The sequence below is a fragment of the Limnobacter sp. MED105 genome, assembly GCF_000170915.1.
Lineage (GTDB): Bacteria > Pseudomonadota > Gammaproteobacteria > Burkholderiales > Burkholderiaceae_B > Limnobacter.
This window is the reverse complement of sequence record NZ_ABCT01000023.1, coordinates 16,971-29,959: the sequence shown is the minus strand read 5'-3', so window position 1 is coordinate 29,959 and position 12,989 is coordinate 16,971. Positions and strand designations below refer to the sequence as shown.

Here is a 12,989-nt window from a genome sequence, read left to right as displayed (position 1 = left end):
AGAGGCCTTGAGGCAGTCTCAAGATGAAGAGGTGATTGCTGATATCGTTGCCTGGATCTCAGCAGATAAAGGGTTAAGATCTAGTTCAGATATTTTAAATCAGCTATACAACTTCAATGTAGATGGCAATGAAGAAACGTCAATATCTAATACGATAGAAATCCAAATTCAAAAGGTAAATGAAGACGTTATTATTTCTAATATTCAGTTTGTATTTGATGAAATAATGAAAATCGTCAATCACTCTGGCAAAACCTTCAACTCTCTTCTGTTTGAAAATCAGCAAGCAAAAATATCTAGATATTTTCAAGTTGTTTTCTATGCCCTATATAAGCTTTTGGTTGAAGAAGAGAAGGTTATAGCCGACATAAAAAAGCTCGTTGGCCTGCTCGATGGTGCTGGGGACAAAATTATATCGTTAGCGGCTGGTGGAGGAAATTGGTCTGCTAAAGAAAAACAAACACAGTCAGATGCTCTATATGGCGTCATAAGCAGATGTTTTGAAAAATCAAGTATAAACGATCCTGCTAGAAATCAATGGGTAACACGTTTTGAAAATATCTTAATGCAGTCGTCAACAGAGCAAACGCTATATGATTTCAAAGTAGGCGTGCATACGTTGAATGAAGCTGAAGATGAACTAGACAAAGAGACATTTTCTAAAATTATTAAAACATTAACTTCAATGGCAAATACTTTTCCTAACTCTGTGGGATACTGTTTACTAGGTGTTGCTGATAATAAAAATACAGCAGAAAGATATAAAAAAATCTATGGGAATGACTATGTTTCCTATTCTACATTTCATATTACGGGTATCGAGTCGGAGGCCAAGAGATTTTATGGTGATATCGATAAATATTTTACAAAAATAGTTCAATTAATTAAGACTGAGCCTATAAGCGATCGAGATAAAGACAATATTTCTAGAAACATTACAACGGTTAGGTATTTTGAGAAAAGTGTAATAATTATGAAAATTGAATCTGATTCGAAACCTTCGGTGTACGATAATAAATATTTTGTGCGTCACGGCAGTAACATAGACGAAGTTTTGCCACAGAATTTTGGGTGAGTTATTTGCGCGGTTTAAATCATAAAAGACCATAACAAAGCGTTGCTGCGGACAAGCCGGTGAACTCAGGCGTTAGGGGGTACATGAAGAGCACCGAAAACCACGATGGCCACGTTTACAACTGGATAATGTTCGAACGAGAAACCGTCGACTTCGTCCTGCGGGCCATCGACTTCTATATCTCGTTGCTCGGCGATGAGTCACGTGAGCTTGCGGAGGACTCTGATCTTTGTAGCTTGATTACTGAGGACACTCGTCGGGAGCTAGGCCTCGGGCGCGACAAAGAGCGAGCCACGCGACTGGCGCAATGGATCCGCGAGCGTGCCGAGCAGTACGGCGATTCGTACCACGTTGATATTTCGCTCAGTCACGGCACAATCCGCTTTATCAAGGCGGCTGCACTGCTTTATTTGGCGCAACTTAAAGCCCGGAGAAACGTACTCGCTAGTCGGTCGAATGTCACCGCCGCAACGCTTTCGGCGGTCGATCGCGAAATTAGTCGCAAAGAGGAACTGTTTAGCTCAGCAGGTGTGTTCAAGAATGCCACCCCGGTTCCCTTACTTGCTTCGTTTGGGTTGGAAACAGTGAAGCCTGCACCAGCAGGCAAAATGGCGATATCGGCGCCGGAATCTTTGCTTACAGCAGCGCGACCTCGACCAGTCCTTGTAGACTCAATCGAAATACTTGATCACGAGCTGAAAGCGCGTTGCCTTGATCTCTTTAACCAGTTTCAGGAAGCTGGTCAGAGTGATCGCAATGACACGGTCGTGGCAGAAGCGTCACGTATATTGGAGAACCGGCTCCGATCTTTCACAGCGTGTGAGGGGGGCAGTACTGCTAAGCAACTCGTCACATTGGCGTTCAACACACAGAAGCCTATGCTCCGGGTTAGCGCCATCGTCGCGGAGCAAGAGGCGGTTCAGCTGCTTTTCCTCGGGACGTTTGGTTTCATCCGCAATCAAGTGCAGCACAAGCTCTTGGGCAATCTGCCTGCGGAGCGGGTACTGCAGATCCTCGGGTGGGTAGACTATCTTTTGTCAGTTGTTGAGCAGGCGGAGCGAATCGAAAATGCCCCCTAACAATTTGTCCAAGCCGACGTCGCTTTGCGGCGCGGCTTAACCCAGGTGTTAGCTGCCGTGGAGTAAAGTATTAGCACCGTTGAAATATTCTCAATAGTTCAAGATATCTGCGTTTCAATCGCTGCAGCGGTTACAGCCGTTGCGGCTTGGCGGGGACTCGAGAGTTGGCGGACCGAACTCGGTGGAAGAGCCGACTTTGAAGCTGCAAGATCGCTCATAAAAGCAACTTACAACGTGAGAGACATCCTAGACGCTTGCCGAAACCCCTGGATACGGCCTCAAGAGCTCCCTAAAGGTTACCTAGAGGCCACCAGCCAGAGTGCCCAGCAGAGGGGCGAGGCAATGGCACACGTCTATTGGAACCGGTGGGATAAGTTGTATCAATTTACGCAGGAATTCGACTCCGCAAGTTTAGAGGCTGAAGCTTTGTGGGGAAGCGAAATTGAGGAACTATCCATGAACTTGCGGAAGTGTGTCAGTCAACTTAGAGCTTCTATTGAAGCGTTCATAAGGAATGAATATTCAGGTGGAGAGGATTTTCGCGCCGATAAGGACTACGCGAATGAGGTTAAGGCCAAGATAAATCTGTCTACAGATGGCAAAGATGAATTTAGTGTAGCGTTGCGGAATGCAATCCAAGGAATCGAAACACATGTTCGCCCACATTTGGCACGCAGCTAACAAGGCTTTCCAAAGAGACGCAATCGCCTTGTCACATCTTTTGCAAAGGGCGCAAAAGTCTCGCCACGGCAATTTTGCCTCTGAACAGCGACGTTAGGTGTCCGAAGCAAGTTAACAGGAGAAATAGGAGAGGGTTTATGACAAGCAAGTTGCGCATCAAGATGGGGCCAATCGAGGTTGAGTATGAAGGTTCGGAAGACTTTCTTAAGCAAGAGCTTCCTGAACTTTTGCAGGCGTTAACTACGCTATATAAGGACTCCGGTATATCCGACGCCCAACCCGCGTCTGCACCTGGTGCCAAGGCGAACGCCACGCCGGGCCCACAAGGAACCACGAACACATACGCGGCTGCGCTTGGCGGAGGCACTGGGACAGAGTTGGCGCTAGCCGCTGGTGCAAGACTTCGAATTGGCATGGGTGCGGAGACTTTCACGCGCGCTAAGCTCCTAGAAGAAATGAAATCTGCGAGTTCCTACTACAAGAAAAGTTATAGCGGCAACCTAAGCAACATCATCGGCACCCTAGTGACAAACCAAAAGTTTATAGAGGCCGCAAAGGACACATACTCACTGCATGCAACAACGGAGAACGAACTGAGGACTAGACTTGCTAGCTAGAGATCACCTCAAAGACCTGCTAAGCAACTCCGACTACACAAAGACGGACAAGCTACTAATCTGTCTTGCAGTGGACGTTGATGTGGCAAAGGAGGTTTCTGCAATTCGCAACTTAGCCGAAGCGTCTGGTTTGCGCGTTGTCAGAGGCTGGAACGTATCGCAGCTCCTTAGCGCAACGAAGGGTCTGGCAGTTCGAACAGCTAAGGGGTGGGAGCTTACCTCCAATGGCAAGCTTCGAGTAGGTACACTTGTCGGACCAGCGCTTCAATCCCCGGTGGCGCAGGTCATCCCGCATCTTCGCGCCCTCTTGCCTGGAGTGAAGAATCTACAGGTCGTTTCGTTCATCGAAGAGTCAGTGCGCTGTCTCGAGCTTGGCCTATGGCGCTCCGGTGTTGTACTTAGCTGGGTGGGCGCGGTTGCCGTTCTCTACGACTATGTAGTTGCAAACCATCTATCTACATTTAATGCAGAAGCAATCAAGAGAAACCCCAAATGGAAGCCCGCAAAAACGACAGAAGATTTGTCACGCATGCAGGAGGCGGATTTTCTAGTCGTTTTGGAGTCTACTCAAATTATCGGAAAGAGCGTGAAGCAAGAATTAGAGGGCTGTTTGAAGTATCGCAATGGGGCCGGGCACCCTAATCAGATGAAAGTTGGCACGGCGCGAGCGACGGGGCATGTTGAAACCCTTATCCAGCATGTATTCGCTGTTTACTGCTAAGACACCTAACAATTCATTCCACCGGACCGGTGCGAGTTGCGCTCGCCCGGCCGGTGAATTCAACCGTTGAGGCTGTGCGAAAACCCTTTTCTGAGAAAAAACATGCCATCTAACCCATTGATTTTAAAAGCCCCCAAAAGTTGGGAGACCGGTAATGCGGGACTTTTTGCACAGCCTCGTTAGGCAATCTTAATCACCAGAAGGGAGGATCACATGCAATACATAAGTCGCCAAAGTCAACTTCAAAGCAGGAAGTGGGATCCATTCTCGCCAGTTCAAAGAGTTTCTGTTGACCAGTTTGGAATTATGAAATTGGCAGCCGGCGGGATGTTGACTGATGCACTGCTGGACGGAGTCGAAATCTCGGTGAAGTCAAAAGTTGCCAAATGGCTCGATGAAAACTATGTGCATCACGCCAGAGTCCTATCTGAACGGGTTAGTTCCACTCGGTTCCTTCTTGGGGCGCAAGTTATCGCTGGACGCGACGATGTGAAAAAGCTCTCGCACATTCTTGTGGTTGAAGCAGATCGGCTGGTACGTGTCACACTGAATTTATCAAGTGAGATCGAGAGATTCATCGTCCATCACGGAATTGTTTGGCGAGCACACTTAACAATAAACAAGTTCTCTGGTTATCCTCATGTAGCTTACGTAGCATCTGATGGCGCTGGTTCGTCATTGCTATTCTTAGATGGGAAGCAAATCAAAACTTCCAGTCAACATATTGATTTCCCATTTATGGCGTTTTGCCAGGCCCCCATTGGGCAAGTGCAAAAAAGCCAACCAAGTTACGGTCTGCTTAGTTACAAATGCCGAAAGAGTGGAAAAATATTCTTGCGAGAAATCTTGCAAGATGGCTCCGTTGGTGGGGAACGCGAAATTGCTGCACCGAATTGTTTGGGTGGAGTTGATTTTGCTATCAGTGGTGATCGCGTTCTCTTTAGAGTTGACTCGATCGAAACAAACTCACTAATCACCCGTGTCGCCAGTTCTAGCGATAGAGGCACAACCTTATCAGCCTTCGAGAAGGTTGACCTTGGTGGCTTTGAACCTGATGAGCACCTACCCACTACTTGTCCAGTGTTTCAAGATTACCTTGGCAACTTCCATGTGCCAGTAGCGACGCGAAAAGACGATAAACGCCACCTATTTGACGTAATGGACGATTTAGCGGTCGAGTCATTGACCCTTTCAACACGTGGTTTTGGATACACGCTCGCACGTTTTCCTAAGAAACCTGGTATGGAAGCACTTGCAGTTCCACGAGGTCGTGGTGATGGAACTACTGATGGGGTCGGAATTATCGCCACCGCTATGGATCAAGGCCAGTTGCTTGTATCAAATTCGCAATCCGGTGGCGCCACCTATCCGCAAGAAAGATTGCTCAATCACGAGATGCCGAAAGTATTTTCTTTTAAGGCAACTGAGTGCTGCTATACACGCGCTCAAGTGCCAAATACTGTAAGCATGGATTACGTATTCATCGAATGTGACGAAAATGGAGCACCAATTTCAAATGAACTTCTCATTGAAACCTGGGATATGCCTCTACCCACTCCCGTCGTTGAAGCCAAAGCCAATGGCTCAAATGTAACGGTGAATATCATTCGAGATGCATGGTTTGAAAATGGCAGGAGTATTTTCAATTTCGATGACCCTTCTATTGAAATAAGTGCCATCAATTACATCAACGAAAGGACTGTCGAAATCACCACAAACAGTTCAGCGCTTGCGGGTAAGAAAATTACATTTGAAACAAAGAACGCGTTCTATTGGCATGAAGGTAGTTCAACTATTGCCTAACATGGCGTTCGAGAGGGACGCGCCAAAAGCGGCGCGCCCCTCAACTTTACGTTAGCTTTCAGTATGAAGATTATTGGGATACCGCTGCAATACGCCTGCTTCGATTGTCGCAAGAGTTTTAAACGCCCACAGCTTAGTGGAGCTAGTGACAGGTTCATGACGTCGGAGCAGCAGGCTGGACAGGTAAGAGAAGCTGCAGAATTCGCGAACGATCGAGTGTACAAGTGCCCTGACTGTGGCGGACTTACTCACTTCATGGGGCAAGACTTTAAGGCCCCAAAGAAATTGGATGTGAAAGCGTGGCAGCAGGTAAAGGCGTTTATTGAATCAGGCAAAGTTTACTATCGGGGTTCGCAAGATGATCAAAGCTAACTCGTCGTTCAACCGTGACGCGCAAGCGCGCCGGTCAACTTAGTCGTTAGTTGCTAGGAGCTTCGTTTGAGCAAATCAGTATTTCTAAGCCACACACATGCGGATAAGCCTTTCGTTCGCAGGTTGGCCGCAGACCTGGAGGCTCATGGCGTTCGGTATTGGTTAGACGAGGCTGAGATCAAAGTTGGGGAATCTCTTATTGAGAAAATAAGACAAGGCTTGGACGAAGTAGATTTTGTTGCGGCCATTCTCTCTCCGAATTCCACGACCTCATCTTGGGTGCAGAGGGAGCTGGATGTGGCTATGAATCAAGAGATCGCCGGCCGCAAAGTGAAAGTGCTGCCAGTCCTTTACCAGTCTTGTGAACTTCCGGGCTTCTTGTTGGGCAAGTTTTATGCGGACTTCACAGATGATCGAAACTATCCATCCGCGCTTAAGAAGCTGATTGAAAGTATGGGGCTCGTTTTTAACAAGTCGGTACTAGACGTAACACGCACTGGCGCCAACCTCGGTGAAGCGGTTGATCGAGCCACTTTGTTTAACTTGCCAATGATGTCTAGGCCTTTTCATAGGCCATTCCAGTACTTGGGCATGAATATTAATGAAGCCTTGGAAATTGTCGGGGGTGCGCTAAATAGCGCCGGGAATATCATCGTCGAAAATGACGAATGTAGAATGTTCTTAGAGAGAGAAGGTAGTTTTGTAAGCTTTATCGAAGTGGACTTCAAACGAACAGCTCCCTTCAATCAAGATCAGAAGTTTGATCCAGAGCCAATGCTTGGTGCGCTAAGCATCAATCCTAGTGAGCTTGACCTCGTTCGCTCTAAAACACACTGCCATACTTATTACGACCATAAGAAGAAAATGAAAATCAATGTTATGTGCGTCTACGATGGCGGGCCTATTTCAGTTGCGTTTAGCACGAAATATTATGGAATGTAATATGCGCTTTATGGTCGCAACTAACAAAGCGTTCCAAACGGACAAAGTTGTCGTGTCACATCCTTTGCAAAGGGCGCAAAAGCTGCGCCACAACAACTTCGCCGCTGAACAGCGGCGTTAGTCATTTAGGAGGTATCGTGGCTATAGAGTCACCACTTTTTCAAAGCGCCATGGAATTGCTTGGGCATTCCATTTCCCACTATAACGGGAATAAGGAGCTAGATAGAAAGCTTGTGATACTTCATTTAGCGAACGCAGTGGAGTTGATACTGAAAGATCTAGTCCTAGATGCAGGGAAATCCATCTACAAAAACCCTAAAGAAACGATCACTATCCAAGGCTGCTTGAGTGCACTGGAGGACGCTAAAGTTGATCTTCCGTACTTGAACAAAATTGAATTGTTGATAGATGAAAGAAACGCTCTACAGCATAGGTTCGGCTCTCCAAACGAACTTACAGCAATATTTTATATGAATATTGCTAAAGAATTTTTCAAATCGGTTTTGCGCAAACATTACGGCCAAGACTATGATGAGCTGTTATCTCAATTTGCGGATGAAACAGATCTTGTAGCATTTAGGCTAGGAGAGCCTGGTAATGACAAAGAACTAGAAAAATTGCAAGAGTTGGCAAAATTGCATCCACTTGGGGCATTACTTTCTGCTTGGACATACTTTGAGAAGTATCTGGATGAATTTATAAATGGGCTTGATTTAAAAGTTAGAAACCACCGTCCGTTTGCAATGGTTTTAGCCTCTGGAAACACGAGGCACTACGGTATTGATATTCCCAAAGAGCTCAGCAATAAAATTAACGAGATGCGCAAAATTAGGAATATGTCAGCCCATGGAAAGGCTGAGCCAACTTTTGGCCAAGTTAAGGAAACCATTGATACTATTGAATCACTTGAAAAATACCTTAACTCCTTAGATCCCGCCGAGGTCAAAGCACGTTCAGAAAAAGAACAGATGTTACAGTGGGAAAGAATGAGAGATGCAGATGAGATGGGTGAGCTGCTTAGAATGAAAGCAATTGCAGAAGCCGAAGCTGAAGAGATGAAAAATGACTAACAATGCCAGTCAGAGGGACCAAAAAACCGTCGCTGCGCTATGGTTTTTCGGCCCCTGCTGGCGACGTTAGGCTTCAGATCTCATGTCCTGCTACTCCTGTTGTTCCTGTGAATGCTTCGAGACGCCGCGCAACTTCGACGTTTCCGTCGAAGCGGAGACGCGCTTCACTTGGCGCCTCCGCGACTTCTGTCATTCCAACATCGGCTGGTACACCGACAGAACAATCTGTGACGAAGATCTTCTAGATGATTGGATATCCAAGGATGCGTTTGGCGTCTATGTGCTTTGGCACAAGGACGACTACTGTGCAGCACACGAGATGTTTCACCTGCGCGCTCTGTATGTGGGAAAGGGCAAGATTGGGAAGCGGTTGCTAGCTCATTGGAAGAACAAGGACTTCTCCGAAGAAATGCTCGTGTACTGGACATTCCTTGAACTCCCAAACCGTCAGGCGAAATACTGCGAGCAATTGCTCTTGGATACGTATAGCGTCCCACTCAACAAGGCGGAGACGACCGGGGAGTTGTTGCTTTGTACACATCTTTCGCAATTCGAAGTTGACTAGTGACGCCGACGCCTAACCCACCGTTCAACCGGACATACTCCGGCGTTCCTGCGCCGGGCGTCGTTTCATTTTGCCCGGCTACGTCACTCTGTCGTATGCCGGTTAACTCAAACGTTACGTGGCTTGGCAAAGTATGGAGCAATAGAATTGGAACAAAACGTAGAAACATGGCCTCCTTGCCAAGCGTTTTATATAGAAAGCATGTTATCTATTACGTCCTCTGCGATTGACTCTACTGAGAAATTGGCGACTATCTTCGACTCAAATGAGGATTTGTCAGATCTACAGCAAGAAGAGATATTAGATTGGATTCAAAATATCGTAACTCAGGCTGCCGCATTGTCTCGCTACTTCTGGACTGTCAAAAAGAAAGAAAAAATCCACAAACAACGCTCTCAATATCTTCGTCGTGTATTTTGTATATCTGAAGAAAGCGCAATCAAAAATCGTGACCTAAGAAATTTAATTGAGCACTTTGATGAAAATCTGGATGTTTTTGTTAGTAAACCGGTTGTAGGCACTATCTTGCCAAACTATGTGGGCGAGGAGCCAGACACTCAAGGTGCTCCACTACATGTATTTCGTGCCTTCTACAACAGAATTGGAGTATTTGAAGTTCTAGGGCATCGCTTCGAACTACAGCCTATCGTTGACGAAATATACGAAATCCATAGGAAATTGATTTCATTTTCTGAGTCTGGGTATGTGTTTCGCAATGCGGTATAAACACGTAACAAGTCAATCAACTTCGCGCCTACGGCGCCGGACGCAGCAAAGCTGCGCCGGTTATTGAGGCGTTAAGTCACAGTTCGACATGCGCCATACACAAAAAATGTCAATCTTTGACATTTTCGGATAAAATTAGATTTCCTTTTTAAGGAGGAAATCATGGGAATGAACGTGAATTTGACCCCGCAGCTTGAAGAACTGGTGCGCGCAAAAGTGGACTCAGGTATGTACACCTCAGCCAGTGAAGTTGTTCGAGAAGCGCTTCGCCTGATGGATGAGCAAGATCAACTTCGCCGAGCTCGTATGGATGAGCTGCGGCACGAAGTTCGAAAGGGCTTGGAAAGTGGCGCAAGCGAGCCATGGGATCCTGCTACCTTAAAGGCAAAAGCGCGCGCCCGTCGTTCGAGCAAGTCGGCTTGAAATGGTAAGAGTAATTCGCAGGCCGCTGGCTGAACTCGACATTCTGGAAATATGGGACTACATTGCCGAGGACAGCGTCACCGAGGCCGATCTCTGGATTGACAGGCTCGATGAAAAACTGCGGCTTTGGGCAACGCAACCCATGATGGGTCGAAGCCGAGAAGAGTTGGCCAGTGGTCTTCGTAGCTTTGCTTTTGGACGATATGTCGTGTTCTTTCTACCAATCTCTGATGGGCTTGATGTTGTGCGTGTTTTGCATGCTTCTCGGGACATAAATGAGCATTTTGATGCGACTTAACTGGTCATTGCATCGGATTTGCATTCTGCGAACCGCTGAATTCAAACGTTAACGATCAAATGCTAGGCTCAGGGTTCTTCGTTATATCCTTTGTTGCGCTCCTACTTGTCTTTATGCCAAGCATCGTTTTTTTCGCAGTGGGCCTGCGCTCTGGTGTGGTTGCCCGTGCTTTTTCATGGTTTGCCTTTCTGGCATTTCCGTTTCTTGCTTGGAATGCATTCACTGATCCCGCAGTTCTAGATTTTGAGTCACGCGCATTTGCTCTTTATCTCATATGGGGTTTCGCGCTTTATCTTGGTGTAGCTGTCTTTTTTGGCATCAAGTTTCTCGCTCGTTTAGGAGGTAGACTTTGGCATGGGCGGTGAAATAATCGTTAACTTATCATTGAAGCAGGACCTCATCGGCACCCCTTAATTCAAACGTTAGGCCGCACAGGGCACGACATGCAGCAAATCGTCAGAGTTCTGAACTCCGAAAACATTGACGTGATCACGAGCGACTTTCACGCCAGTCTGGCGTCGATAGGAGAGTCAATCCAAGGCAAGACTGGTGTCGCCTTGTTCACTGCACTCAAGCGTGAGAAGCTTGTTGGAGGCCCGTATCCGGGCGTCTCCCTCTTCGAAGCTGCGAATCGCATCATGTCTGATCTGGTTATCTTGGGCGGCGTCTCGGGGCTTCTAAAAGAGCGTCTGTTTCCGTTTATTTCATACACCGTCGAGTTCGGCAACGAAAACAACAATGGATTCGATATACGCGCAACCTCAGGGAACGAAACCCTTGTTGGCGAGGCCTTCAATGTCGCACCGTCCTTCTTTCAGATCAAGAAAGGGTCCGCGCTAAAGAAACTCAGGCGCGATGGATCCGACGCGACGTACCGAATACTAATGTTCAACGATGATGCCGTTTCGCAAAGCTATTCGCCAAAGCCTGAAAACGGCCTGCATCACGTACTGGTTGGGGTCGAGTCAGGCAATGTTCAGGTGCGGCCTAACCCTTCCATCGAGCTGACATGCCCCGGCAAGCCAGGCCATGCAGCTCATGTCAAACGTTATACCTAACCAACCAATATAAAATTCCAGATATGCGCATATCAACGTTGTTCTTCGGTCTACTAACAATTGTTCTATCCGGATGCGCAACGACCAGCGTTCCCACAAACTACACCCCATTAGAAAGCTCAGGGAAAGGGATAGTTGTCACTTCCATCACCTACAGCGGCATGTACTCCGGCTATAGCGTGATGTATGCGAGCAGCGATGGAAAGACAAAGGGCGAGTTCACGGTTGGCAAAGGCGTGGTGCTGATCCCGTATTTCCCCGATATGGACTTCGAAGAAAAGGGGATGAAAGGGGATGTGGTCGTTGCGGAGCTACCTGCAGGGCAATACGAAATAAATAGCTGGCAAGTTTCAAGTGGCCACGCGATTATTCGGCCAGTGAGTCCTGTTCAAGTCCGCTTTACGGTCGAGCCAGGCAAAAAGCTATACCTCGGGAGCTTCCACTTTGAACAAACCCGCAGCATGGGTTTTGCCGTCACTGGAGTCAAAGTCGGGTTCGCAGACCAAGAGAGCAGAGACATGAATGTCGTTGCCAAGAAGTACCCCAACGTAGCTAGCAGTCCGAGAGGCGGCACAGTGCCTCAACGCGTAGCGATAGACTCCTTAGGCGGCGATGGGAGCACAAAAATATCTGTGCCGTTTATCTTGCTAACGCCGGCAAAGTGAGGTCTAACAACCCCATCGAGAGGATATGCCTCGGCAAGCCATGTCTAGCCTCTCATCTCAAACGTTAGATGTTTCCCCTTATGAACTCTATCTCTCCACAAATCGAAGCCCAACTCTCCCGCGACGAGAAAGTTCTCTGGGCTGGAAATGGTGATCTCAACCTCATTTGAAGGAACGAAAGAGGCATGCTTTTTAACGTTGAACTAGGAATCCCCGCGTCTAACTCTTCAGCATGCGGCTCTAATTGGTTGTGTTAGGAAAAGGGAAATTATGAGCGATTGGGACTTTCTGCATGACATGCATAACCAGGGCTATAGTCCAGAGCAGATTGCTGATGCGGCTGCGTGTGGTTATAACCCTTTGGATAATAGTAATTGGGAACACATCGAAGAGTTTATTGATGAAGAGGGAGGTTGGGATTCGGACAGTGGCCCCGCTAGCCCGTCTACTCTGGCCCTATGGGAGTTGCTAGATGGTTTGGTTGAAACTGCACGAAATTACGTCAAAGTGACAGGTCGACATCTACCAATCTATGGGGAGCTCGGTGAGCTTTATGGTGAAGCCAAATACGGAATAAAAAGGCATAAGCCTTTTACACAGGGGTCCGATGGCAAACTGGGTAATGATTTTGTCGAAATAAAAACTATCAGTCCACTTAGATCTGACAACGCTGTGATAGTGAAGCGAGCAGGTAATTTCAATAAGCTTCTGATCGTGAAGATTAACGAGAACTTTGAGTTTAAAGCAAAATTGCTTGATCGAAAGAGCTTTCAAAAACGCTCAGGAAAATATATCAAAGCCAAGTGGAGTGAATAAGTTTCCAATCCATAAAATTAATGCGCATACACTTTTCTCTGGATGCTGCGCAGAGCACACATACTTTTTTACGCCAAC

15 protein-coding genes are annotated in these 12,989 nt (G+C 47.1%); all 15 read left to right on the top strand.

Annotation, left to right across the window (positions count from 1 at the left end):
* Positions 1–1,075 (top strand): helix-turn-helix domain-containing protein (locus LMED105_RS16945; protein WP_008252854.1); only part of this gene is annotated, 1,075 nt, incomplete at its 5' end.
* An 83-nt stretch (positions 1,076–1,158) separates the two neighbouring features.
* Positions 1,159–2,154 carry a TIGR02391 family protein gene (locus LMED105_RS14805; protein ID WP_008252853.1) on the top strand — a complete coding sequence of 332 codons (996 nt, stop codon included), beginning with the start codon at positions 1,159–1,161 and terminating at the stop codon, positions 2,152–2,154.
* Between the two features lie 342 nt (positions 2,155–2,496).
* A complete protein-coding gene (locus LMED105_RS14800) occupies positions 2,497–2,835 on the top strand; it encodes a hypothetical protein (RefSeq protein WP_156799724.1) in 339 nt (112 codons plus the stop codon).
* A gap of 137 nt (positions 2,836–2,972) precedes the next feature.
* Positions 2,973–3,452, top strand: coding sequence for a hypothetical protein (locus tag LMED105_RS14795; RefSeq protein ID WP_156799723.1), 480 nt, complete (start codon positions 2,973–2,975; stop codon positions 3,450–3,452).
* On the top strand, positions 3,442–4,173 hold the full coding sequence (locus LMED105_RS14790; RefSeq protein WP_008252850.1) for a hypothetical protein: 732 nt from the start codon (positions 3,442–3,444) through the stop codon (positions 4,171–4,173). Before LMED105_RS14795 ends, LMED105_RS14790 begins: the two co-directional genes overlap by 11 nt.
* A 213-nt stretch (positions 4,174–4,386) precedes the next feature.
* Positions 4,387–5,976, top strand: a complete 1,590-nt coding sequence (locus tag LMED105_RS14785) for a hypothetical protein (RefSeq protein ID WP_008252849.1) — start codon at positions 4,387–4,389, stop codon at positions 5,974–5,976.
* A gap of 438 nt (positions 5,977–6,414) precedes the next feature.
* Positions 6,415–7,290 (top strand): toll/interleukin-1 receptor domain-containing protein, encoded by an 876-nt coding sequence (locus LMED105_RS14775; RefSeq protein WP_040513678.1) that lies wholly within the window; start codon positions 6,415–6,417, stop codon positions 7,288–7,290.
* A 137-nt stretch (positions 7,291–7,427) separates the two neighbouring features.
* Entirely contained in the window at positions 7,428–8,360 is a 933-nt protein-coding gene (locus LMED105_RS14770) for a hypothetical protein (RefSeq protein WP_198006870.1), read from the top strand.
* Between the two features lie 82 nt (positions 8,361–8,442).
* Positions 8,443–8,925 (top strand): hypothetical protein, encoded by a 483-nt coding sequence (locus LMED105_RS14765; protein WP_008252844.1) that lies wholly within the window; start codon positions 8,443–8,445, stop codon positions 8,923–8,925.
* A gap of 147 nt (positions 8,926–9,072) precedes the next feature.
* Positions 9,073–9,651, top strand: a complete 579-nt coding sequence (locus LMED105_RS14760; RefSeq protein ID WP_040513693.1) for a hypothetical protein — start codon at positions 9,073–9,075, stop codon at positions 9,649–9,651.
* A 162-nt stretch (positions 9,652–9,813) separates the two neighbouring features.
* Positions 9,814–10,074, top strand: a complete 261-nt coding sequence (locus LMED105_RS14755) for a type II toxin-antitoxin system ParD family antitoxin (protein ID WP_040513677.1) — start codon at positions 9,814–9,816, stop codon at positions 10,072–10,074.
* Position 10,075: 1 nt separating this feature from the next.
* Complete coding sequence (locus LMED105_RS14750; protein ID WP_008252841.1) at positions 10,076–10,372, top strand: type II toxin-antitoxin system RelE/ParE family toxin; 297 nt, start codon at positions 10,076–10,078, stop codon at positions 10,370–10,372.
* 443 nt (positions 10,373–10,815) lie between these two features.
* Positions 10,816–11,430, top strand: a complete 615-nt coding sequence (locus LMED105_RS14740) for a hypothetical protein (RefSeq protein WP_008252828.1) — start codon at positions 10,816–10,818, stop codon at positions 11,428–11,430.
* Positions 11,431–11,453: 23 nt separating this feature from the next.
* Positions 11,454–12,095 carry a hypothetical protein gene (locus tag LMED105_RS14735; protein ID WP_156799722.1) on the top strand — a complete coding sequence of 214 codons (642 nt, stop codon included), beginning with the start codon at positions 11,454–11,456 and terminating at the stop codon, positions 12,093–12,095.
* Positions 12,096–12,365: 270 nt separating this feature from the next.
* Positions 12,366–12,911, top strand: a complete 546-nt coding sequence (locus LMED105_RS14730) for a hypothetical protein (protein WP_008252826.1) — start codon at positions 12,366–12,368, stop codon at positions 12,909–12,911.
* Positions 12,912–12,989 lie beyond the last annotated feature (78 nt).

Coding starts and splice junctions, on each gene's coding strand:
- LMED105_RS14805 (WP_008252853.1), top strand. CDS start 1,159: ATGAAGAGCACCGAAAACCACGATGGCCACGTTTACAACTGGATAATG.
- LMED105_RS14800 (WP_156799724.1), top strand. CDS start 2,497: ATGGCACACGTCTATTGGAACCGGTGGGATAAGTTGTATCAATTTACG.
- LMED105_RS14795 (WP_156799723.1), top strand. CDS start 2,973: ATGACAAGCAAGTTGCGCATCAAGATGGGGCCAATCGAGGTTGAGTAT.
- LMED105_RS14785 (WP_008252849.1), top strand. CDS start 4,387: ATGCAATACATAAGTCGCCAAAGTCAACTTCAAAGCAGGAAGTGGGAT.
- LMED105_RS14765 (WP_008252844.1), top strand. CDS start 8,443: ATGTCCTGCTACTCCTGTTGTTCCTGTGAATGCTTCGAGACGCCGCGC.
- LMED105_RS14755 (WP_040513677.1), top strand. CDS start 9,814: ATGGGAATGAACGTGAATTTGACCCCGCAGCTTGAAGAACTGGTGCGC.
- LMED105_RS14750 (WP_008252841.1), top strand. CDS start 10,076: ATGGTAAGAGTAATTCGCAGGCCGCTGGCTGAACTCGACATTCTGGAA.
- LMED105_RS14740 (WP_008252828.1), top strand. CDS start 10,816: ATGCAGCAAATCGTCAGAGTTCTGAACTCCGAAAACATTGACGTGATC.
- LMED105_RS14735 (WP_156799722.1), top strand. CDS start 11,454: ATGCGCATATCAACGTTGTTCTTCGGTCTACTAACAATTGTTCTATCC.
- LMED105_RS14730 (WP_008252826.1), top strand. CDS start 12,366: ATGAGCGATTGGGACTTTCTGCATGACATGCATAACCAGGGCTATAGT.